This is a genomic window from Stenotrophomonas maltophilia (genome assembly GCF_006974125.1).
Classification (GTDB): domain Bacteria; phylum Pseudomonadota; class Gammaproteobacteria; order Xanthomonadales; family Xanthomonadaceae; genus Stenotrophomonas; species Stenotrophomonas maltophilia_O.
Window position 1 is genome coordinate 1,678,184 of the sequence record NZ_CP037858.1, and the last position, 21,617, is coordinate 1,699,800.

The window sequence follows — 21,617 nt, forward strand, 5'->3', positions numbered from 1 at the left end:
CCACGGCCAGGCCGCGTGGGCGTATTGGGCCGCAACGGCGTTGCAGGGACATGACCGGGTTGCGTAGCGCGTGTGGCACAGGCCGGCGGTAGAGCCGGCCGCCGTGTGTATCTGGACATGACTGGGGTTGCCGGCCAGCGGCCGGCACTACCCGTTTCCGCTGCGCGGAAACAGAAACGCGCCCCGTGGGGCGCGTTTCTGCAGCTGTCGCTGGAAAGAAGGCTTATGCCTTCTTTTCCGCTTCCAGCTGCTTGCGGATCTGCGCATCCACCGCCGCAATGGCGGTCATGTTCAGGATCCGGCGCGAGGTCGCGCTGGTGGTCAGGATATGCACCGGCTTGTTCACGCCCATCAGGATCGGGCCGATCGCCACGCCATCGGTGAACACGCGCACCAGGTTGTAGGCGATGTTGGCCGCTTCCAGGTTCGGCAGCACGAACAGGTTGGCGCGGCCCTGCAGGGTCGAGCCCGGCAGCAGCTTCTGGCGCAGCGCTTCATCCCATGCGGTGTCGCCCTGCATTTCGCCATCCACGTTCAGACGCGGGTTGCGCTTGAGCAGCAGCTCGCGCACCTGGCGCATCTTCAGCGCGTCCTTGGAATCGTGGCTGCCGAAGTTGGAGTGCGACAGCAGGGCCACCTTCGGCTCGATGCCGAACAGCTTCATGCGGTAGGCCGCCTGCAGGGTCGCTTCGCACAGCTGCTCGGCGGTCGGGTCTTCCTGCACGTGGGTGTCCACGAAGAAGAACACGCCCTGCTGGTTGATCACGCCGGTCATCGCCGAGGTCGAGGTGACCTTCGGCTCCAGCGGCAGCACGCTGCGCACGTAGCCCAGCTTCTTGTGGAAGCGGCCGACAATGCCGGTCAGCATCGCATCAGCTTCGCCACGGGCCACCATCACCGCCGCGATCAGGGTCGGGCGCGAACGCATCAGGTTCTTCGCCGCGGCCACGGTCACGCCACGACGGCCGGTCAGGCCGTGGTAGTACTGCCAGTACTCGTTGAAGCGCGGGTCGTCGTTGATGTTGGTGACTTCAACGTTCTCGCCGATCTTCAGGCGCAGGCCCAGGCGCTCGATGCGCGACTCGATCACTTCCGGGCGGCCGATCAGGATCGGGTGCGCCAAGCCGTCATCGACCACGTTCTGCACGGCCTGCAGCACCACTTCTTCTTCGCCTTCGGCGTACACCACGCGTTGCTTGTCGCTGCGCGCGCGGTCGTAGACCGGCTTCATCATCAGGCTGGTGCGGTAGACGAACTGGGCCAGCTTGTCGCGGTAGGCACCCATGTCCTCGATCGGGCGCGAGGCCACGCCCGAGTCCATCGCGGCCTGGGCCACGGCGGCCGACAGCTCCACCAGCAGGCGGCGGTCGAACGGGCGCGGGATCAGGTATTCACGGCCGAAGCTCGGGGTCTCGCCGCCGTAGGCCGAGCCCATGTCGGTGGCGGCACGGCGCGCCAGCGCGGCGATGGCGCGCACGCAGGCGATCTTCATTTCCTCGTTGATCGCGGTCGCGCCCACGTCCAGCGCACCACGGAACAGGTACGGGAAGCACAGCACGTTGTTGACCTGGTTCGGGTAGTCCGAACGGCCGGTGCCGATGATCGCGTCCGGACGGGCGGCGCGCGCCACCTCCGGCATGATTTCCGGGGTCGGGTTGGCCAGCGCGAAGATCACCGGATCCGGCGCCATGGTCTTGACCATGTCGGCGGTCAGGATGCCCGGGGCCGACAGGCCCAGGAAGATGTCCGCGCCGTCGACGATCTCGGCCAGGGTGCGCTTGTCCGTATCGCGCGCATAGCGCTGCTTTTCCGGATCCAGGTCGGTACGACCGGTGTGGATCACGCCCTCGCGGTCGAAGGCCAGGATGTTCTCCGGCTTCAGGCCCAGCTGCACCAGCATGTTCACACAGGAAATACCGGCCGCGCCCATGCCCGTGGTCGCCAGCTTCACCTCTTCGATCTTCTTGCCGGTGATCGCCATGGCGTTGAGCACCGCTGCGCCGACGATGATCGCCGTGCCGTGCTGGTCGTCATGGAACACCGGGATCTTCATGCGCTCGCGCAGCTTGCGCTCGACGACGAAGCACTCCGGGGCCTTGATGTCTTCCAGGTTGATGCCGCCGAAGGTCGGCTCCAGCGAGGCGATGATGTCGACCAGCTTGTCCGGGTCGGTCTCATCCACCTCGATGTCGAACACATCGATGCCGGCGAACTTCTGGAACAGCACGCCCTTGCCTTCCATCACCGGCTTGCCGGCCAGTGCGCCGATGTTGCCCAGGCCCAGCACCGCGGTGCCGTTGGAGATCACCGCCACCAGGTTGCCGCGGGCGGTCAGCTCGCTGGCCTGCTGCGGGTCGGCCTTGATCGCTTCACAGGCGTACGCCACGCCCGGCGAATACGCCAGCGACAGGTCGCGCTGGGTCAGCATGGGCTTGGTAGCGGAAACCTTGATCTTGCCGGGCGGAGACATCCGGTGGTAATCGAGGGCGGCCTGTTTGAAATCTTCGTTGGACATCGATGTGGGTTACATGAATGGGCAGAAGGGACAGGGGATGATACCCCCGTTGGAGCGTCTGGACCTGTCGCTATCCTGTCGCAGGCATGCTGCGACCGCACAATTCCGTGCCGTATGCGACGGTATCGGGATACCAGCATCGGCGCCCCCGATGACAGCCATGGGACGCCCTGAAACGCCGCGGGGCCGTACCACCATCGTGATCGGCCCCGCGGTACCACACACCTGGATCAGCCCTTGGCCGGCAGCGCCTCGGGCAGCACGTCCACCGGCGGAGGCAGTTCGCTTTCGCGGCCGTCCAGCGCCAGCTGCAGGCGATTGCGGTCCAGCGCGCCTTCCCAGCGCGAGACCACCACGGTGGCCACCGCATTGCCGATGAAGTTGGTCAGCGAGCGGCATTCGCTCATGAAGCGGTCCACGCCCAGGATCAGTGCCATGCCGGCCACCGGTACCTCCGGCACCACGGCCAGGGTGGCGGCCAGGGTGATGAAGCCTGCGCCGGTGACGCCAGCCGCGCCCTTGGAGCTGAGCATGGCGACCAGCAGCAGGGCGATCTGGTGGCCCAGGGTCAGTTCGGTGTTGGTGGCCTGGGCAATGAACAGTGCCGCCAGGGTCATGTAGATGTTGGTGCCGTCCAGGTTGAACGAGTAGCCGGTCGGGACCACCAGGCCCACCACCGACTTGCTGCAGCCGGCGCGTTCCATCTTCTCCATCAGCGACGGCAGCGCCGACTCTGACGAGGACGTGCCCAGCACCAGCAGCAGCTCGGCCTTCAGGTAGCGCGCCAGCTTGAACACCGAGAAGCCACACAGTCGGCAGACCAGGCCCAGGATCACCGCCACGAACAGGAACGCGGTGAGGTAGAACGAGCCCACCAGCCAGGCCAGGTTGACCAGCGAACCGACACCGTACTTGCCGATGGTGAAGGCGATCGCGCCGAAGGCACCGATCGGGGCGGCCTTCATCAGGATGTGCACCAGCTTGAACACCGGGGCGACCAGCGCCTCCAGGAAGTTCAGGATCGGCTTGCCCTTCTCGCCCACCGATGCCAGCGCGATGCCGAACAGCACCGCGATGAACAGCACCTGCAGGATGTTGCCGTCGACGAAGGCGCTCACCAGCGTCTTCGGAATGATGTCCATCAGGAAGCCGACCAGGGTCAGGTCGTGCGACTTCTCGACGTAGCTGTGCACCGCGGTCTGGTCCAGCTCGGCCGGGTTGATGTTCATGCCGGCGCCGGGCTGCACCACGTGCGCCACGATCATGCCGACGATCAGCGCCAGCGTGGAGAAGAACAGGAAGTACGCCATCGCCTTGGCAAACACGCGGCCCACCGTGCGCAGGTGGGTCATGCCGGCGATGCCGGTGACGATGGTCAGGAAGATCACCGGCGCGATGATCATCTTCACCAGGTTGATGAAGGCATCGCCGAGCGGCTTCATCTTCTCGCCGATCAGCGGTTCGTAGTGGCCGAGGATGGCGCCCAGGACGATCGCCACGATCACCTGGAAATACAGCTGGCGATAGATCGGCAACGGCTTTGCAGGCACCGGGGCTGCGGTCGGGATGTGCATGGCGGACTCCGGAAGGGGCGTTTTCAGGCACGTACGGCCCCGGGACAGCGCGGGAACCGTTACCGTGGAAACTGCTCGCAGGCCCTGTGCTGCACGCGCAGGGGGTGCGACCAATGGACGCCTTTGTACGCGCCGGGCACGCCGGCGCAGATAACCTATTGGTACTAGCCCCCCGGTTCAGGTGGCCGTGGTGCCTACACTGGCGCCGCACCGCCCGATCACGGGGAGGCCGGTGGCCCGAGCTGAACGGCTGGGCGCGTCATTGCGAAAGTTCCGGCCCTTGCGGCCGTTGTTGTCCTGTCCACACGCAATCTGAGAGAGCCGCACCCAACATGCGCCCGATTCCCACCTTGCTGGCCCTGTCGCTGGCCATGCTTCCCGCCTTCGCTTCGGCTGCCGATTTCGACAACTGGCCGACCAAGTACGCCTTCGGCGACGGCACCGAGTTGGCCGCTACCGCCAACATCGCCTACGACTACAACGATTTCTCCTCGGGCAGCGGCCTTGAGGACGACGACGCCGTGCGCCGCAAGGAGTTCGGCGCGACGTTGAAGAAGAAGGGCGTCTACGACGCGATGGTCTACTACGACTTCCAGTCCGACACCTGGCTGGACGTATTCGTGCGCTTCGAGAGCAAGGCTTTCTTCGGCCGCGACATCGGCCGCTTCCGCTTCGGCTACATGAAGACCCCGGTCGGCCTGGACGCCAACACCTCGTCGCGCGCGGGCAGCTTCCTGGAAACCGCGCTGCCCGTGCAGGCCTTCTACGCCGGCCGCCGCACGGGTGTGGAATGGGTGCTGGAGCGCCCGCAGTACCTGCTGCAGGCCGGCGCCTATGGCGGCAAGGACCTGCAGGGTGACAACCCCGGCACCACCCAGGCCGTGCGTGCGGTGTGGACTCCGGTAAAGGCGCCGGGTGACGTGATCCACCTGGGCCTGGCCTATTCGCAGGAAAATCCGCGCGGCTACAGCGATGGCCGTGACGTGCACCACGAGGCCAGCGCACGCCTGCGCGCACGCCCGGAAGCCGGCCTGACCGACATCCGCTACGTCGACTCCGGCGCGCTGGTCACCGCTGACCAGATCCGCCGTACCGGCCTGGAAGGCATCTGGATCCGCGGGCCGTTCTCGCTGCAGGCCAAAGCCCTGCAGGCCACCATCACCCGCAAGGGCCTGCCGGATTACACCGGCAGCGGCCAGTACGCGATGGCCAGCTGGGTGCTGACCGGCGAATCGCGCCCGTACAACGCAGGTGCCGTGGCCAACATCAAGCCCGCGCACGACTACGGCGCGGTGGAACTGGTGGCCCGTTACAGCCGCATGGACCTCGACGATGGCAGCATCCTTGGTGGCCGCCAGCACGACCTCACCCTGGGTGCGAACTGGTACCTGACCAGCCACTTCAAGTTCCAGGCCAACTACGTCAAGGTCGATGCCAGCCGCCGTGGCGTGCACAGCACCCCGGAAATCTTCGAACTGCGCGCGCAGATGCACTTCTGATCCCTTCCACGTGTCAGAACCCGGCGGGCGTGTACACCACGCCCGCCGGCCCTGCGTAGACTGCCGCCATGTACTGGCTCAGCCGCCACCGGATGCTGTTGCTGACCATCCTGGTGATGGTCGGTGGCACTGTGCTGTGTGCCGTGGCCGCCGGCCACTACGCATGGCGGCGCGCCCTGGGCGAGGAAAGCAGCCAGGTACAACGCCAGCTGCAGTTGCATGGCCAGGGCCTGCAGCAGCGCATCGACCGCTTCGGCACGTTGCCGCAGGTACTGGCGCTGGATCCGGATCTTCTGCACGCGCTGCGTGTGCCACCCTCGCCCACCGAACGGCAGCGGCTGAACCTCAAGCTGCAACGCGCCAATGAAGTCACCCGTGCCTCGACCCTGACCCTGGTCGGCCACGACGGTGTGGCGGTCGCGGCCAGCAACTGGGACCAGCCGACCACCAATGTCGGCGAGAACTACAGCTACCGCCCGTATTACCGGCAGGCGCTGGCCAAGGGCCGTGGTCGCTTCTACGGCATCGGCATGACCACCGGCGTGCCCGGCTATTACCTGTCGCAGGCCATCGAGGAAGGTGGCCAGCGGCTGGGCGTGGTGGTGATCAAGGTCGAGCTGTCGGCGCTGGAACAGGAATGGCTGAGCAGCCCGGATGTGGTGCTGGCCAGTGACGACCACGACGTGGTGTTCCTGGCCAACCGAGACAACTGGCGCTACCGCCTGCTGCGCCCGTTGGGCGCCGACGAGCGCCGCGAGATGCTCGATGCCCGGCAGTACGCCGACCGCGCGCTGCAGCCACTGCGTGCGCGTACCGAGGACGTGCTGGCCGACGGCGGCCGCATGGTGCGCCTGCTGGACCCGGCGTTGCCGCAGCCCATGCTGTGGCAGAGCCTGGCGCTGCCTGCCGAAGGCTGGAACCTGCATCTGCTGCACGATGCCAGTGCAGCCACATCTGCGGGGCGCGCGGCCGCACTCACCGGCGGTGCCGCATGGCTGGCACTAGGCTTCCTGGTGCTGTTCGTGCAGCAGCGCCGGCGCCTGGCCAAGCACCGCCTGCGCAGCCGCCGCGAACTGGAAACCCTGCTCAAGCAGCATGCCCAGGAACTGCGCACCGCACAGGATGGCCTGCTGCAGGCCGCCACCGACGCCGACAGCGGCCTCAGCCGCAGCCTCGAACACCTGCCGCAGGGCGTGGTGGTGATTGACCGGGAACTGCGCCTGGTCGCGTGGAATTCGCGCTACCTGGAGCTGTTCCGTTTCCCGCTGGACCTGGTCCGCGTGGGTCGGCCGATCGAGGAACTGTTCCGCTTCAACGCACGCCGTGGCCTGCTCGGTCCCGGCCCGGTGGACGAGGCCATCGAGCGCCGCCTGAACCACCTGCGCAGCGGCCGCCCGCACATGCGCGAGAGCGAGAAGGACGACGGCACGGTGCTGGAGATCCGTGGCAACCCCTTGCCCGATGGCGGCTTCGTCACCAGCTATGCCGACATCACCAGCTACAAGAACGCGGCACGCGAACTACGCTCGCTGGCCGACGCGCTGGAACACCGCATCGCCGAACGCACCCGCGACCTGGACGAAGCCCGCCGCGAGGCCGAGCAGGCCAACCGCTACAAGACCCGCTTCGTTGCCTCGGCCGTGCACGACCTGCTGCAGCCACTCAATGCGGCGCGCATGTTCGTCTCGGTACTGCGCGGCAAGCTGAGCGACCCGGCACAGCAGCAGACCAGCGACCACATCGACGCTGCACTGGCCGCGCAGGACGCGATCCTCAACAGCCTGCTGGATATCGCGCGCCTGGAATCGGGCAGCCTGCCGACCCGTGTGCAGGCGTTCCGGCTGGGCCCGCTGCTGCAGACGCTGGCGCGCGAGTTCGGCATCGCCGCACAGTCACGCGGGCTGGTGGTCGACTGGGTCGATACCGCTGCGGTGGTGGTCAGCGATGAAGCGCTGCTGCGGCGCATCCTGCAGAACTTCCTGTCCAACGCACTGCGCTACAGCGAACGTGGCCGCGTGCTGCTCGGCTGCCGCCGCCGCGGAGGCCTGCTGTGGATCGAAGTGCACGACCAGGGCCCCGGCATTCCCGATGCGCTGCAGGGCGAGATTTTCGAGGAATTCCGCCGCCTGCACGACGGCCAGCAACGTGGCGCCGGCCTTGGCCTGGCGATCGTCGACCGCATCGGTCGGCTGCTCGGCCACCCGATCCGCCTGCGCTCGCAGCTGGGCCAGGGCAGCGTGTTCGCGGTGGGCGTGCCGTTCGGCGAAGCCAGCGCGATTCCCGCTACTGCTCCTGTGCCGGTGCTGGTGCAGGAACCGGCGGCGGACAACCCGCTGCGCGGGCGCCGGGTGTGGGTGATCGACGACGATCCGCACGTCTGCGCGGCCAGCCGCGCGCTGCTGGAACGCTGGGGCTGCGAGGTGATGCTGGCCGATGGCCCACAGGCCGCGTTGCTGTTGGCCGGCACCACGACCGTGCCGGAGCTGGTGCTGCTGGATGTGCGCATGGGCGATCACCATGGCCCGGTGCTGTACGAGACGCTGGCCGAGTTGTGGCAGGCGCGCCCACCTGTGGTGCTGGTCACCGCCGAGCGCGATGCGGGATTGCGCGAGATGGCCACCGAACGCGGCTGGGGGATGATGGCCAAGCCGGTGAAGCCGCCGGCGCTGCGGGCGCTGATGAGTCAGCTGCTGATCCGCCATCGCGGGTGATTCCAGCCAACGGCGCAGCCCCTCGTGGGTGGTGTCTGGTTGGTCGTGGAAAGCAGAAGCCGTGGGTGGGCCGGTCGGGTTGGGTGCGCGGGGGACGCCGTGAATCCTTCCCTGGAGGCTTGGCAGCCGCTTGCTCGTGTGCGCTGTCCTGCGCACGCGAGCAAGCGGCGACCGAGCTTACATGGACGTACTTGCAGCGGCCCCTGCGCAGTCCACCTGCCCGACCTCACCCATGAACTGCTCTACGTGTCCACCCACGAGGGGCTGCGCCGTTGGCTGGAAACTACAACCCGATGCCGGCGTCGCCCTCAGGCTCCAGCGCCTTCACCAGCACTGCGGCCTGGGTGCGGCTGTGGCATTCGAGCTTTTTCAGGATCGCGGTGACATGCACCTTCACCGTGTTCTCGGCCAGCCCCAGCGTGTAGGCAATCTGCTTGTTGAGCAGGCCATCGGCCAGGCACAGCAGCACGCGGAACTGCTGCGGGGTCAGCTGGGCCAGGCGGCTGGCCAGCAGTGCGTCGGCCTCGGAGCGTTCGGCGGCCATCGCCGGGAACCACAGGCCGCCATCCAGCACCGCCTGCACCGCCTCGCCGATGGTCTCGGCCGGGGCCGACTTCGGGATGAAGCCAGCGGCGCCAAACTGCTGGGCACGACGGATCACCCGCGGGTGGTCATTGGAGGAGAGAATCACCACCGGAATGTCCGGATGCGAGCCGCGCACGTGCAGCAGCGCGGAAAAACCGTGCGCGCCGGGCATGGTCAGGTCGAGCAGCACCAGGTCCACATCCGGATGCGCGTCGAGCGCGGCGGCAAGCGCATCGGCGCTGGCGACCTCGCGCACCTGCGCCAGCGGCAGGCTCTGCCGCAAGGACTGCACCACCGCCGAACGCAACAGCGGGTGGTCATCGGCGATCAGGATGGTGTATTCGCTCATGGGGCCATTGTACGTGCAGGCCGGAGCCTCAGCGCCCCGCCGGCTCCACGCTGCTGCGCCAGGCATCGAGGAACTGGCGGCGCTTGAGCGCGTCCAGGTACACCAGCAGGCCCGGGCCCAGCTGGATCGGGCGGCGGCTGCGGCCCGGTGCATCTTCGCCACGTGCGTTGCCGGTCACGATCGGCATCAGTCGTGCCTCGCGCGACAGCACCTGCTGGCCACGCGGTGACAGCAGGTAATCGAGGAAGCGCCGGGCTTCTTCCGGGTGTGGGCCGGTGCGCGGGATCATCGCTGTACGCAGCACCACCAGCGTGTAGTCCTCGGGCTCGACGATGGCCAGCGGCGCGCCGGCATCGACGCGTGCCTGCGCATAGGAGCCGAGCACGTTGTAGACCAGCGACAGCTGGCCGCTGGCCACCTTGTCCAGCAGTACGCCGGTGCGTTCCTCGCGCACCACGTCGTTGTCACCGAGCGCACCCAGCAACGCACCGGCGATACTGCCGCGCTGTGCGTCCTGGGTGGCCAGCAGGTAGCCGACGCTGCTGCGTTCGATGTCATAGGTGCCAACCCTCCCGCGCAGCGGCGCACCTTCGGCGCGCAAGCGATCGAGCAGCTGGCGGCGCGTGTGCGGCACCTTCGCCACGGCCATCGCGCGGGTGTTATAGACCATCACCACCGGCTCGTAGCTGATGCCGAAGGCCTCGTTGCGCCACTGCGCCCAGGCCGGCAGCGCGGCGGTCTGCGCCGAACGATGCGGCAGCGCGTGGCCATCGTTGACCAGCTTGGTCTGCAGGTCCATGCCACTGGAGATCAGCAGGTCCGGCGATGCCGGCCCGGCGCGGTCATGCAGGTAACGCGCATACAGATCCTGGGTGATGATGTCCTCGTACACCACTTCGGTACCGGGATGCAGGCGCTGGTAATCGGCGATCACCACCGCGAATACTTCGATATCGGTGGTGCCGTGGATGCGCAGCTGCGCCGTCACGGCCCCCTTCGCAGGGAAACGGCGCACGTCGCCGGGCGCGGCCAGTACCGGCAGGGCCAGCATCAGGGCAACGGCAGCGGCGAACAGGCGGATCATGGCGTACTCCGGGGCAGGCGGATGGTGGCGATCAACCCACCCTGCGGGCGGTTGCTCAGGTCGATACGGCCGCCGTGGCTGTCGACCACGCGCTTGACGATGGCCAGCCCCAGCCCGGCGCCTCCAGACGGTGCACCGTCGCCACGTGCGAAGCGTTCGAAGACGCGCTCGGCATCGGCGGCCGCGATGCCGGCGCCATGGTCGGCGATGGTCAGCACGGCCTGCCCGCCTTCCACGGTCAACGCGATCTGCAACGGGCCGTCGCCGCCATACTTCAATGCGTTGTCGACCAGGTTCTTGATCGCCTCGCGCAGCAGCAGCGCGTCGCCGTGCACCTGCACCGGCTCGGCGGTCATCGCCAGCTGCACGCGCGGTGCCGGGCCGGCCTGCGGCAGGGCTTCATGCAAGGCCTGGTGCACGGTTTCGGCCAGGTCCACCGCCGCAAAGCGCTGCAGGTGCGAACGATGGATCACGCTGGCATCGCTGAGCAGCTGGTTGAGCAGGCGGCTCATATGGGTGGCATTGCGCTCGATCGCCTGCAGGCTGCGCCGCATGTCTTCCGGATCGTCATCATCCAGCGCCAGCTGTGCCTGCGCGCGCAGGGCAGCCAACGGCGTACGCATCTGGTGGGCGGCCTCGGCCATGAACGCGCGCAAGGTCTCGTTGCTGCTGGACAGGCGTTCCATGAAGCGGTTCAACGCCGCCACCATCTGGTCCATCTCGCGCGGCACGCGGGCGTCCAGCGGCTTCAGGTCGGACGGCTCGCGCCGCGACAGCTCGCGCTCCACCCGCACCAGCGGGCGGAACGCGCGGTGCACGCCGAACGCCACCAGCGCCAGCAGCAGGCCGGACAGAACGCCAATCGCCAGCAGCGCACGGTTGACCATGTCCTGCGCCACCGCTTCGCGGGCACGCCGGGTCTGGCCGACCTGCACCTGTACTTCCCCCTGCGCCGAGGCGGCGGCGAAACTGCGGCCGACCACCACGAAGCGCACCGTCTCGCCGCTGTACGCCGCATCAAACAGCTGCGGTTGCGTGCCGGGCCGACGCGGCGGCGGCGGCAGATCGCCATAACCGGTGATCAGGTTGCCGCGACTGTCGGCCACCCGGTAGAACACGCGATCTTCCGGGGCCATCGCCAGCAGGTCCAGCGCGGCATAAGGCAGGTCAACCTGCCACTGGCCATCGACCAGGGCGATCGAATCGGCAATGGACAGCGCCGAGGAGACCAGCAGGTGGTCATAGGAACGGTTTGCAGCGCGCTGGCCATACCCGCGCGCCGCAAACAGCAGGGCCACCGCGAACACCGCCAGCAACGCGCCAAGGTAGAGCAGCAGCGTGCGCCGCAGCGAGCCCGGCGCGGCACTCGCGGTACGCGCGTCAGCCATCTGCGTCGGCACCGCCATCACTGGCTTCCAGCAGGTAGCCGACGCCGCGCACGGTGGTGATGCGCAGCGGTGCGCCCGCCAGTTTCTTCCGCAGGCGACCGACGTACAGCTCGATGGCATTCGGACCGGCTTCGTCGTCGAAGCCGAACAGGCCGTTGCCGATCTCGTCCTTGCCCACAACCTGGCCCATACGGCCGACCAGGATCTCCAGAAGGCGGTATTCACGATTGGGCAGCTCGATCGGTTCGCCGTCGAGCGTGACCCGGTGCGCCGCGTTGTCGAACTGGAAACCACCGACCTGCACCACCTCGCTCGCCTGGCCACGTGTACGCCGCAGCAGCACGCGGCAGCGCGCTTCGAACTCGCGGAAGTCAAAGGGCTTGCCCAGGTAGTCGTCGGCGCCGACATCCAGCGCCTGCACGCGGTCTTCAATGCCATCGCGCGCGGTGAGCATCAGTACCGGTGTGCTGTCGCCGCGCTCGCGCATGCCCGCCAGCACGCGCAGGCCATCGAGCTTGGGCAGGCCGATATCCAGCACCACCAGGTCGAAGCTCTGGTAGCGCAGCACGCTGGCCGCCGCCAGACCATCGGCCTGCCAGTCCACGGCGTGCCCACTGCGGCGCATGCGGCGGATGATCGCATCGGCCAGATCCGGGTTGTCTTCGACCAGCAGCAGGCGCATGGGCACGGGGTTGGGAGGGGAAACGAATGCTACCGCATGCCGCTGCCGCGCTCGCCGGGCCCCGCCCGGAGGCAGCGGCGAGCCGATTTACGCTGCACTGCACAATCCGTTGACAGGACGATGACAGCTTGCCCGACCCAGACTGCGGCCGCGCACCGTCCGGTGCCCACGATTGCCGCGCGCCTGGCGCGCACCTGGGAGGGTTTGTGGAATTCACGTTTGCCTGGCGGCGTCCTGCCGCCATGATGGCGCTGGCTGCCCTGTCGGCGCCGGCCTTTGCCGCCGAAGACGATCGTCCGGTCACGGCCTCGCTCGGGGGCCGCCTGCACCTGGACTTCGCCACCTTCGACAACGACAACCGCGGCACGCCGAACAAGGACGACACCGAGATCCGCCGTGCGTGGGTTGACGTGTCCGGCAAGTTCTTCGTGGTCGACTACAAGCTGGAAGCCGATTTCTCCGGCGACCGCGTCGAGGCCAAGGACGTGTACCTGGCACGCAGCTTCGGCAAGGCCGGCAAGCTGACCGTCGGCCAGTTCAAGCAGTACTTCTCGCTGGATGACCGCACCAGCTCCAACTATGGCAGTTTCCTGGAGCGCGGCAATGCCGGCACCACGCTGGCACCGCTGTACCGCCTGGGTGCGTCGTGGCAGGCCAACCCGGGTGACTTCACCTGGGCGGCCAGCATCTACAGCCTGGAGAGCATCGACGCCTGGCAGGTGAAGGGTCGCGCCGCCGGCGGCCGCGTCACCTGGGCACCCTCCCCCAGCGACGGTGACGTGCTGCACCTGGGCCTGTCGCTGGCCCGCGAGGCCTACGACAACCCCGGCGCCAACGGCGTGCCCGGCCTGCGCATCCGCCCGCGCCCGGCCGGCCACCTGTCCGACGAGAGCCGCCTGACCCTGGTCGACTTCTCCGCCGGCCGCGATACCGACGTCAACAAGTGGTCGCTGGAATACGCGCAGGTGCGCGGCCCGCTGTCGTGGCAGGGCGAGTTCAGTGGCGCCACCTTCGATGACGGCGCCCAGCGTGGCGACGTGATGGCTGCCTACGGCATGCTCAGCTGGTTCGTGACCGGCGAAAGCCGCGCCTACGACCGCAAGACCGGCCGCTTCGCGCGGGTGAAGGACATCCGGCACAAGGCCGGTGCCTTCGAAGTGGCGCTGCGCTACGACCAGATGTGGGGTGCACAACACCTCGATGGCGCGCCGGACCTGCGCCGCGGCAGCACCGAAGCGTGGACGCTGGGTGGCAACTGGTACCTGCGCGACAACCTGCGCTTCATGCTCAACGTGATCGAAAGCCGCAACCGCGACCGCCTCGCCGGGGTCACGGTGGACCGCACGCGCGCGGTCACCGGGCGCCTGCAGTACGACTTCTAGGCCTGATACCCCGGGCATGCCGCCCGGGCCCCTTCCACTTCCCCACGTCCTGTTTTCGCAAGGAGTCCGCAGATGATGCTGAGCATCCTCGGCTTTGGCATGGTCATTACGTTCATGTACTTGATCATGAGCAAGCGCCTGTCGCCACTGGTCGCCCTGATCACCATCCCCATCCTGTTCGCGCTGATCGGCGGCTTCGGTGCCAACATCGACGAGATGATGCTGGAGGGCATCAAGAAGATCGCGCCCACCGGCGTGATGCTGATGTTCGCCATCCTCTACTTCGGGGTGATGATCGACGCCGGCCTGTTCGATCCGCTGGTGCGGGTGATCCTGCGCTTCGTCAAGGGCGATCCGATGAAGATCGTGCTCGGCACCGCCGTCCTGGCAATGCTGATCTCGCTCGATGGTGATGGTTCGACCACCTACATGATCACTGTCTCGGCGATGCTGCCGCTGTACCAGCGGCTGGGCATGAACGCGCTGAACATGACCTGCGTGACCATCCTTGCCGGCGGCGTGATGAACCTGACCCCGTGGGGCGGCCCGACCGCACGCGCGGCCACCGCGCTGCACGTCGATCCGGCCGACGTGTTCGTGCCGCTGATCCCGTCGATGGTGATCGCCTGTGCCGGCGTGCTGCTGCTGGCCTGGTACCTGGGCCTGAAGGAACGCCGTCGCCTCGGCGTGGTGACCCTGCCCAAGGGCGGCAGCTGGATGGACAACAGCGTGTCCGATGACAGCAACCCGCTGCCGACCGTGGAAGACGCCGAAGACATCAAGCGCCCGAAGCTGCTGTGGGTGAACCTCGCCCTGACCGTGGCACTGATGACCGCGCTGATCATCGGCGTGCTGCCGATGCCGGTGCTGTTCATGGTCGGCTTCGCCATCGCCCTGGTGATCAACTACCCGAACCTGGCCGAGCAGCGCCGCCGCGTGGTCAACCATGCCGGCAATGTGCTGTCGGTGGTGTCGCTGATCTTCGCCGCAGGCATCTTCACCGGCATCCTCAACAACACCGGCATGGTCGAAGCGATGTCGCACAGCTTCCTGGCCGTCATTCCGGAATCGTGGGGCCCGTACCTGGCGGTGATCACGGCGGTGGCGTCGATGCCGTTCACCTTCTTCATGTCCAACGACGCGTTCTACTTCGGCGTGCTGCCGATCCTGTCCGAGGCTGCCGGCAACTACGGCATCACCCCGGTGGAAATGGCACGCGCCTCGCTGGCCGGCCAGCCGGTGCACCTGCTCAGCCCGCTGGTGCCGTCCACCTACCTGCTGGTGGGCCTGGCCAAGGTCGAATTCGCCGACCACCAGAAGTTCACCCTGAAGTGGGCCATCGCCATCTCCATGCTGCTGATGGTCGGCAGCCTGCTGTTCGGCCTGTACCCGCTCGCCGCCTGACCCTCTACCAAGGAGCCTTCTGCAATGACGCTTCGAATCGCTTACGTCACCAGCGGCATGGGCAGTGTCGGTACTGCCATCTGCCAGAGCCTGGCCCGCAGTGGTCACACCGTGGTTGCCGGCTGCGCGCCGAACTCGCCGCGCAAGGCCAACTGGCTGCGCGAGCAGCGCGAACAGGGCTTCGACTTCATCGCCTCCGAAGGCAACGCGACCGACTGGGCCTCGACCAGCGCCGCGTTCGCCAAGGTGCGCGCCGAAGTCGGTGAAGTGGACGTGCTGGTCAACAACTCCGGTGGCAGCCGCGACCTGCTGTTCCGGCAGATGACTGTGGAGGACTGGAACGCGGTGATCGCCTCCAACCTCAATGCGCTGTTCAACCTGACCAAGCAGGTGGTCGACGGCATGGCCACGCGGGGCTGGGGCCGCATCATCAACATCGGTTCGGTCAGTGCCCACAAGGGCCAGATCGGCCAGGTGAACTACGCCACCGCCAAGGCCGCGATGCATGGCTTCAGTCGTGCGTTGGCTGCCGAAGTTGCGTCGCGCGGGGTCACCGTCAACACGCTGTCGCCGGGCTACATCGCCAGCCAGGCGATCAGCAGCTTCCCGCCGGATGTGCTGGACCGGCTGGCCGCCTCGGTGCCGGTGCGCCGCCTGGGCCGCCCCGAGGAAGTGGCCGGCCTGTGCGCGTGGCTGGCGTCGGATGAAGCCTCGTATGTGACCGGTGCCGACTACGCCGTCAACGGTGGCCTGTACATGGGTTGAGCCCGTCTCCACGCAACGCGTGGACCGCCTCCCCCACGGAGTGCGCGGGGCCGGATCACCTTCAGTTGTGAAGGTGATCCGGCCCCTTTTTGTTTCTGCATTTCTGAGACGCACTTCCCGATACATCGGCAGAACCGGTGCTATACCTGCCAGCGCTCGCCGAGCCCGATGGATGAACGGCTGCAATCGCGGATCAAGGAGGTTGGCATGCGTGCATTGCTGATTGCGCTTCTCGTGGTCGCCACTACGCTGCTGGCGACACCGACCCGCGCGGAGCCCCCGCCTATGCGGGTGATCACGGGCCTGGGCTGCCCCGACTGGCTGATCCCAGGCGCGCCCACGCTCGACGCGCAGATCACCGGCCATCCGGAGTGGACCTTCGCCTGGGCTCCCGCGTCCTATACCAATCGCGATCCCATCCGGATCTACATCCAGTCCTTCGACTGCGATTCCTCCGACATTGCAGGCTATTACTTCCGGATCGCAGCCATTGCCCATGAAGTGGGACACGCACTGTATTTCGAAGGTATCGCCTTGAGCACCCGAGGTGCGTTCATCCAGCACTTCTGCACCATGGAGGGGAAAGCGGTACTCAACAACCTCACCGCGCGCAGTGAGCTTCTGGTGACCAGCCTGGGGTACTACGACATCGGCGTAGCTGCGTCCAACGGTCCTGGCCTCATCGCACAGGCCGATGCCGGCGGTGAAGACCTGGACCGGCAGGTAGGTAAGCTGTTCTGCGACAACAACGTAACTTCAACCACCGGCGAGAACTACAACGACTTCTACGGAAGAATCTACGATGAAGCGATCGCAGCCCGTCCCTGAACTTCTTCTGATCCTGAGCCTGTTGGTTGCCGGTTCTGCAACAGCAGCCACGTCCGCTGCCACTGCGGAAGAGGCGGATGCAACCTGGCGGCTCGTGGAGCGCTGGTCCTTGCAGCTGTCACGCTCTGACCTTGTCGCGCAGCTATCACCCCTGGCTCCGGCCGGCTCGCGTTCGGAAGCAAGAATGGGCCGGGGCGACAGCGCCACCATCGATCTGGCGCCATTCGTGGTCGCTGGGAGGATCAAGGGGCCTTCTGGCCAGATCTACACCGATGCGTCGGGGCGAATCATCAAAGGCATCACGCTGTCGCTGGGCGGCGCCTGCATCTCGCGAAAGCAGATGGGTCGTCGCTACCCCGACTTCAACGTCCTTTCCGTCCCGTCAGGGCATAGTCTGGACGAGTCGACGGTGTTCGGCACGGTAGTGAACGGCATCCAGATCGGGTTCTCATTCTCCGAACATGATCGTGACTGCATGGACCAGCTCAAATTCAGCTGGCCCGGTGAGCGCTTCTGATTCCCACCCGCATACCGCCATGACGAACATGTTGCAGGACACGCACCACGGCCCTGCACCGTTCGTTGGTTTTTCGTAAAGAAGGTTTCATGTTCCGTTCGCATAGTGGCCATGCACCGCGCACGCGTGCCGGTGACCACCCCCAATGCAACGGACCACCATGCAGACCCGACACCTGACGATCGCCGTGGCGATCGCGCTCTCCGCCGCCGCCAGCGCCCACGCCGCCACCGCCGCCGATACCGGTACCACCGCCAGCACCGATGCCGCGCTGAGCGCGCAGACGCTGGATACCGTCTCCGTGATCGGCCAGGGCGAGACCCGCCAGGTGCAGCGCATCACCGCCGTCGACAAGCAGGTGCTGCCGCCGGGCACCAGCGGCCAGAAGATCCTCGACCGCCTGCCGGGCGTGTCGGTGCAGTCCAACGACGCCTTCGGCGCCAACGAGGAATCGCAGACCATCAGCCTGCGCGGCTTCGACAAGAGCCGCCTGGGCTACACGCTGGACGGCATCCCGCTGGGCGACAACAGCTACGGCAACTACAACGGCCTGAGCGTCTCCCGCGCGATCATCGCCGAGAACCTGGCCGGTGCAGAGCTGTCACAGGGCATCGGTTCGCTGGGCGTGGCCTCGACCAGCAACCTGGGCGGCACCATCCAGTACTTCTCGATGGACCCGTCCACCGAATTCGGTGGCCGCGCCAGCGTCACCGTCGGCGACAACAGCCAGCGCCGTGGCTACCTGCGCGTGGACACCGGCGACATCAACGGCTTCTCGGCCTATGTGTCCGGCGTGCACCAGGACCAGGACATGTGGGCCGCGCCGTACCAGAACCAGACCACCCGCCAGTTCAATGCCAAGGCGGTGTGGAATGTCGGCGACCACCGCTTCGGTGCGTTCGTGGCCACCTCGCGGGCCAGCCAGGCCAACTACGCCTACCTGTCCAAGGACATGCTGGCACGTGGCATGGGCTATGACTGGAACATCTACGCACCGGACTGGGACCGCGCCGTGGCCGCCGCGTACTGCGCGCCCGGCACCTTCAATGCTTCGAAGTGCAAGTACAGCGGCAATGTCCGCAGCATCGACGATGCCTACTACCAGAGCCGCGCACTGCGTGACGACAACCTGTACTCGGTCGATGCCGACCTGCGCCTCGGTGAGCAGGGCCGCCTGAAGTTGCTGGCCTACCATCATGACAACCGTGGCCAGGGCCACTGGTGGGCACCGGGCCAGCCGTCCTACCCGGGCACCGACAAGATGCTGCCGATCTCGATCCGCAGCACCAACTACACGATCAACCGCGATGGCCTGACCGCCGCATTGTCGTGGACGGTGGGCATCCACGAACTGGAAGCCGGCCTGTGGTACGAGCAGAACGACCACAACGTGTCGCGCAACTTCTACTACATCAGCGGCCCGTTCCTGGACGACCTGTACCTGAAGAACCCGGACCGCCTGCTGTTCAACCAGGACTTCGACATCCGCACGCGCCAGTTCTACGTGCAGGACCGCATGCGCTTCCTGGACCAGCGCCTGACCGTGGATGTGGGCATCAAGAGCCCCAACACCCGTATGCGCGCCACCGCCCAGCCGGGCGTGGAAACCAGCATTGCCTCGGGCACGCTGACCGCCAAGAAGTCGGTGCTGCCGCAGGTGGGCCTGGGCTTCAAGCTCAACGCCAACAACGAGCTGTTCGCCTCCTACGCCGAGAACATCGCTGCCTTCGTCGGTGGCGGCAGCGGTGGCCCGTTGCAGGTGTCGCCGGAATCGTTCGCGGCCAGCGCCGGTCTTGAGCCGGAGAAGTCCAAGAGCCTGGAAGCCGGCTTCCGCACCTTCGGCGAGAAGTACCAGGCGTCGATCGCGGCCTACAACGTGAAGTTCGACAACCGCCTGCTGTCGCTGAACCCCTGTTCCAGCATCGAAGTCGGTACGCGCCCGGAGTGCGTGACGCGCTTCATCAACGTCGGTTCGGTGAAGAGCCACGGTGCGGAGCTGACCTTCATCCTCAAGCCGATCGACGGCCTGCAGTGGTACAACGCGCTGTCCTGGAACAAGACCACCTACGAGGATGACTACACCTCGGGCGGCGCCATCGTTCCGGTGGCCGGCAAGATCACGGTGGATACGCCGCAGCGCATGGCCTCCAGTGAGATCAGCTGGAACCGCGATGGCTTCTTCGCCAGCCTGCGTGCCAAGTACACCGGCAAGCGCTACTACACCTACACCAACGACCAGTCGGTGCCGGGCGTGACCACCTTCGACGCCGGTGCGGGCTACGATTTCGGCCCGGGCCTGGGCCTGCGCAACGTGCGGGTGTCGTTGAACGCGACCAACCTCACCAACAAGCGCTACGCCGGCCAGCTGAGCTCGTTTGCGCCGACCGATCCGAAGGGCACGCGGTATGCGATCCATGCGAGCGCGCCGCGGCAGCTGTTCATGACGGTGGCGGCGGAGTTCTAAGTCAGAAGCGGGCGCTGCGGCGCATCAGTACCGCAGCGGGGCGAGGTGGGACGGGCCGAGGCGGGACACGCCGCAAGTACGTCCATGTAGGCTCGGTCGGCGCATCCATGCGCCTCACGGTCCTGCCTCGGCCCGTCCCACCTCGCTCGACAATTCCCTGCGCCGGCGCGGAGGCAATGGAAAGCAAGAGCAAAAGCAAAGAGCCGGGCATTGCCCGGCTCTTTGCTTTTCAAGCTCTTCAAGCGCAATCCCTCTGGTGGACTGCTGGCCGTCTCGCGGGAAATTGTCTGGAGCGGGGGGCTTGCGCTGGACAGGACCGTCCACGGCATGGATGCCGTGGCCGAGCCTACAGGGACGTACTTGCGGCGTGTCCTGGCCAACGCAAGCCTCCCGCTCTCCCCGATATCAATCAATACGCCACAATCCGCCAGCGCATTTCATTCCGGCGCCAGCTGGTCCATCCGTATCCGGTTGGCGAACAGCGAGAACGCCAGCATCCCGGCCAGGCCGTTCGCCCTGCTCACCCAGTGCGGCAGCCAGCGCGGCGGCTTCAGCACACCCGCTTCGAACAGTGGCGCGAACGCGATCGCATCGGTCAGGCTCATCTTGCCGGCAAACAACCAGCGGCAGACCTGCAGCCGATCCTCGGCCAGCATGTGGCGGAAGAAGGTGTGCACCGACACCAGCCCGCGCAGGTACACCGTGTCCTTGGTGAAGGCGAGGCCACCACTCGGCGGTACCCCACGGAACACGCGCTGTGCCGAAGCGAAGCTCTCTTCGGCGTTCTGCCCTGCGTCGCAGAAGTAGCGGAACACCTCGATGAAATCGGCGCCTTCGCGTGCCATCGCAATCGCTTCGGTACGCAGGCTGATGCGCTTGAGGCGCTCGATGTCGATGCTGCCGGTGATCTGCTCGGCAAACGTTGCCAATCCTTCCTGGGTGGCGGTCACCCGCGGCGAGGACAACGCCAGGCTGGGCAGCACCGGTTGTTCGCGGCCGTTCAATGCGGTCAGCGAATGCACCAGCGCTTCGTGGTGGAACAGCTGCGCGCGGTCGTAGGCACTGAAGCGCGCACTGGTGCGCAGGCGGATGCGGGTCGGGCCGGCAGCCGCTTTGGAAACCAGGTCCGGGTCGAGCTGCACCTGGATGATGCGCGATTCGAAGAAAGCATCCAGGTCGTTCTGCAGCTGCAGCTGCAGGGCAATGGCCGAGACCGGCACCTGCTCTTCCGGCGCCAGCAGTTCGTGGTCCAGTTCGGCGGCAATCTGGATGAAGTGGCGCGCGGCTTCGCGCGTGCTTGGGCCATTGCCCGGCAGCGGCTGCTCGGGAGCGCCGAACAGCTGCACCGAACAGCTATCGACCGCAGCCGTTCCCAACCCTTCCAGCAGCTGTGCGGCCAGGTCCCAGCTCTGCGCCGACTGCCGCACGTAGTGGCCCAGCGGATGAGTGTCATCGCAGTCGGCGGCGATCGCGGCCAGCGCGCGGCGTTCTTCGCTGAAGTCCAGCCGTGGGTAATCCACCTTCGGCAGCACCGGCTGGCCTCGCGCCACGCTTTCCAGGAACGGCGCCTGCAGCGTTGCCGGCCAACTGGTCAGGCCCAGCAGGCGGATGCCTCCCACGGCCTCGACCAGGCGCGCATCGAGCGCTGCATGGTGGGCCACGTCACGGTCCAGCGTCGCGGTCGGTTCCATGCGCGGACTATAGCGCCCTGCCCTTGCTTTGGTAGGTGCCAACCTGGGTTGGCATCCGCCGAAGGCGGGCTTTGGACAGATTCGTGCCAACCAAGGTTGGCACCTACCAGAAGCGGGCAGTTGGCACCCACCCGAAGCAGGCAGACGCGGGTTCATTGCAGGGGTCAGAGCCCATTGCG

The 21,617-nt window shown here is 66.8% G+C and carries 15 protein-coding genes; 8 read left to right on the plus strand and 7 right to left on the minus strand.

The genetic code is table 11. The annotated features are described in order from the left end of the window. Positions 1–223: 223 nt before the first annotated feature. Together EZ304_RS07620 and EZ304_RS07625 are read right to left on the minus strand one after the other, a co-directional pair. Positions 224–2,515: an NADP-dependent malic enzyme gene (locus EZ304_RS07620; protein WP_005419150.1), complete on the minus strand. Its 2,292-nt coding sequence runs from the start codon at positions 2,513–2,515 to the stop codon at positions 224–226. A 230-nt stretch (positions 2,516–2,745) separates the two neighbouring features. Beyond that, positions 2,746–4,089: a dicarboxylate/amino acid:cation symporter gene (locus EZ304_RS07625; RefSeq protein WP_099551995.1), complete on the minus strand. Its 1,344-nt coding sequence runs from the start codon at positions 4,087–4,089 to the stop codon at positions 2,746–2,748. 332 nt (positions 4,090–4,421) lie between these two features. On the opposite strand from EZ304_RS07625, the gene EZ304_RS07630 reads away from it, so the two are divergent. Further along, complete coding sequence (locus EZ304_RS07630) at positions 4,422–5,588, plus strand: OprO/OprP family phosphate-selective porin (RefSeq protein ID WP_142806712.1); 1,167 nt, start codon at positions 4,422–4,424, stop codon at positions 5,586–5,588. Between the two features lie 68 nt (positions 5,589–5,656). After that, complete coding sequence (locus EZ304_RS07635) at positions 5,657–8,299, plus strand: hybrid sensor histidine kinase/response regulator (protein WP_142806713.1); 2,643 nt, start codon at positions 5,657–5,659, stop codon at positions 8,297–8,299. Positions 8,300–8,582: 283 nt separating this feature from the next. Here EZ304_RS07635 and EZ304_RS07640 read toward each other — a convergent pair whose 3' ends face one another. Genes EZ304_RS07640 through EZ304_RS07655 form a run of 4 tightly spaced genes read right to left on the minus strand, consistent with a single transcriptional unit; the run spans position 8,583 to position 12,387 of the window. Beyond that, positions 8,583–9,233 (minus strand): response regulator, encoded by a 651-nt coding sequence (locus EZ304_RS07640; RefSeq protein WP_111204115.1) that lies wholly within the window; start codon positions 9,231–9,233, stop codon positions 8,583–8,585. 28 nt (positions 9,234–9,261) lie between these two features. Beyond that, complete coding sequence (locus EZ304_RS07645) at positions 9,262–10,317, minus strand: ABC transporter substrate-binding protein (protein ID WP_142806714.1); 1,056 nt, start codon at positions 10,315–10,317, stop codon at positions 9,262–9,264. Continuing rightward, positions 10,314–11,705, minus strand: coding sequence for a sensor histidine kinase (locus EZ304_RS07650; protein WP_099552034.1), 1,392 nt, complete (start codon positions 11,703–11,705; stop codon positions 10,314–10,316). Before EZ304_RS07650 ends, EZ304_RS07645 begins: the two co-directional genes overlap by 4 nt. Continuing rightward, positions 11,698–12,387 (minus strand): response regulator transcription factor, encoded by a 690-nt coding sequence (locus tag EZ304_RS07655; RefSeq protein ID WP_142806715.1) that lies wholly within the window; start codon positions 12,385–12,387, stop codon positions 11,698–11,700. The genes EZ304_RS07650 and EZ304_RS07655 overlap by 8 nt, the downstream gene beginning before the upstream one ends. A 242-nt stretch (positions 12,388–12,629) precedes the next feature. Between EZ304_RS07655 and EZ304_RS07660 the strand changes: the two genes are divergently transcribed. The 6 genes from EZ304_RS07660 to EZ304_RS07685 all read left to right on the plus strand — a co-directional run bounded on the left by EZ304_RS07660 (position 12,630) and on the right by EZ304_RS07685 (position 19,747). After that, entirely contained in the window at positions 12,630–13,769 is a 1,140-nt protein-coding gene (locus EZ304_RS07660; RefSeq protein ID WP_142808079.1) for an OprO/OprP family phosphate-selective porin, read from the plus strand. A gap of 75 nt (positions 13,770–13,844) precedes the next feature. Further along, positions 13,845–15,173, plus strand: a complete 1,329-nt coding sequence (locus EZ304_RS07665) for a CitMHS family transporter (RefSeq protein WP_032130486.1) — start codon at positions 13,845–13,847, stop codon at positions 15,171–15,173. Between the two features lie 24 nt (positions 15,174–15,197). Further along, on the plus strand, positions 15,198–15,938 hold the full coding sequence (gene phbB / locus EZ304_RS07670; protein WP_005414435.1) for an acetoacetyl-CoA reductase: 741 nt from the start codon (positions 15,198–15,200) through the stop codon (positions 15,936–15,938). Positions 15,939–16,145: 207 nt separating this feature from the next. Continuing rightward, on the plus strand, positions 16,146–16,766 hold the full coding sequence (locus tag EZ304_RS21100) for a hypothetical protein (protein ID WP_065426815.1): 621 nt from the start codon (positions 16,146–16,148) through the stop codon (positions 16,764–16,766). Beyond that, a complete protein-coding gene (locus tag EZ304_RS07680) occupies positions 16,741–17,283 on the plus strand; it encodes a hypothetical protein (protein WP_142806716.1) in 543 nt (180 codons plus the stop codon). The genes EZ304_RS21100 and EZ304_RS07680 overlap by 26 nt, the downstream gene beginning before the upstream one ends. A gap of 160 nt (positions 17,284–17,443) precedes the next feature. After that, entirely contained in the window at positions 17,444–19,747 is a 2,304-nt protein-coding gene (locus EZ304_RS07685; protein ID WP_142806717.1) for a TonB-dependent receptor, read from the plus strand. Between the two features lie 437 nt (positions 19,748–20,184). On the opposite strand, the gene EZ304_RS07690 is transcribed toward EZ304_RS07685, so the two are convergent. Next, on the minus strand, positions 20,185–21,438 hold the full coding sequence (locus tag EZ304_RS07690) for a flavohemoglobin expression-modulating QEGLA motif protein (protein WP_142806718.1): 1,254 nt from the start codon (positions 21,436–21,438) through the stop codon (positions 20,185–20,187). Positions 21,439–21,617 lie beyond the last annotated feature (179 nt).

Excerpts from the sequence above, each read along its gene's own strand:
- EZ304_RS07620 (WP_005419150.1), bottom strand. The coding sequence starts at position 2,515 with ATGTCCAACGAAGATTTCAAACAGGCCGCCCTCGATTACCACCGGATG.
- EZ304_RS07625 (WP_099551995.1), bottom strand. The coding sequence starts at position 4,089 with ATGCACATCCCGACCGCAGCCCCGGTGCCTGCAAAGCCGTTGCCGATC.
- EZ304_RS07630 (WP_142806712.1), top strand. The coding sequence starts at position 4,422 with ATGCGCCCGATTCCCACCTTGCTGGCCCTGTCGCTGGCCATGCTTCCC.
- EZ304_RS07635 (WP_142806713.1), top strand. The coding sequence starts at position 5,657 with ATGTACTGGCTCAGCCGCCACCGGATGCTGTTGCTGACCATCCTGGTG.
- EZ304_RS07640 (WP_111204115.1), bottom strand. The coding sequence starts at position 9,233 with ATGAGCGAATACACCATCCTGATCGCCGATGACCACCCGCTGTTGCGT.
- EZ304_RS07645 (WP_142806714.1), bottom strand. The coding sequence starts at position 10,317 with ATGATCCGCCTGTTCGCCGCTGCCGTTGCCCTGATGCTGGCCCTGCCG.
- EZ304_RS07650 (WP_099552034.1), bottom strand. The coding sequence starts at position 11,705 with ATGGCTGACGCGCGTACCGCGAGTGCCGCGCCGGGCTCGCTGCGGCGC.
- EZ304_RS07655 (WP_142806715.1), bottom strand. The coding sequence starts at position 12,387 with ATGCGCCTGCTGCTGGTCGAAGACAACCCGGATCTGGCCGATGCGATC.
- EZ304_RS07660 (WP_142808079.1), top strand. The coding sequence starts at position 12,630 with ATGATGGCGCTGGCTGCCCTGTCGGCGCCGGCCTTTGCCGCCGAAGAC.
- EZ304_RS07665 (WP_032130486.1), top strand. The coding sequence starts at position 13,845 with ATGCTGAGCATCCTCGGCTTTGGCATGGTCATTACGTTCATGTACTTG.
- phbB (WP_005414435.1), top strand. The coding sequence starts at position 15,198 with ATGACGCTTCGAATCGCTTACGTCACCAGCGGCATGGGCAGTGTCGGT.
- EZ304_RS21100 (WP_065426815.1), top strand. The coding sequence starts at position 16,146 with ATGCGTGCATTGCTGATTGCGCTTCTCGTGGTCGCCACTACGCTGCTG.
- EZ304_RS07680 (WP_142806716.1), top strand. The coding sequence starts at position 16,741 with ATGAAGCGATCGCAGCCCGTCCCTGAACTTCTTCTGATCCTGAGCCTG.
- EZ304_RS07685 (WP_142806717.1), top strand. The coding sequence starts at position 17,444 with ATGCAGACCCGACACCTGACGATCGCCGTGGCGATCGCGCTCTCCGCC.
- EZ304_RS07690 (WP_142806718.1), bottom strand. The coding sequence starts at position 21,438 with ATGGAACCGACCGCGACGCTGGACCGTGACGTGGCCCACCATGCAGCG.